Here is a 501-nt window from a genome sequence, read left to right on the forward strand (position 1 = left end):
GTTTCGCGAGGACGAGCGCAGCCTTTTGTTGCGCCTGCTGCTGCAGGTCGCAAGCGCCCGCGAGCCGGAGATCGCCGCCGTTCTGAGCGGACGCAGGTCGCTTGGCTCCCTCGCCCCTGGCCAGCGCATCCCGGCGCTTCAGGCGAGCGGCGTCTGGTTCCAGCTGCTCGCCATTGCCGACGAGTTGCTTGCCATGCGGGCGCGCCGCGAACTCGAACAAGGCGCCGGTGTCGACGACGTGCCCGGCTCCTTCGCCAGCGTGATCGCGCAGATGGCGGCCAACGGCCACTCGGCGCAGGAGGCCCAGGCCGCGCTCAATGAGCTTTGCGTCGGCCCGACCATGACCGCGCACCCGACGGAGGCCAAGCGCGTCACGGTGCTGGAGATCCACCGCCGCATATATCGCAAGCTGACCGAGCTCGACCAGCCGCGCTGGGCGCCGCGCGAACGCGACCTGCTGGTCGCCGATCTGGAAAGCGAGATCGAGCTTCTGTGGATGAC

Annotated in this window: 1 protein-coding gene; it reads left to right on the top strand. The window is 69.3% G+C overall.

Annotated features, from left to right (window positions below; genetic code table 11):
• On the top strand, positions 1–501 hold a 501-nt coding region (locus EN807_RS32490; protein ID WP_135937926.1), incomplete at both ends, for a phosphoenolpyruvate carboxylase.

This window comes from Mesorhizobium sp. M5C.F.Ca.ET.164.01.1.1 (assembly GCF_004792125.1).
Taxonomy (GTDB): domain Bacteria; phylum Pseudomonadota; class Alphaproteobacteria; order Rhizobiales; family Rhizobiaceae; genus Mesorhizobium; species Mesorhizobium wenxiniae.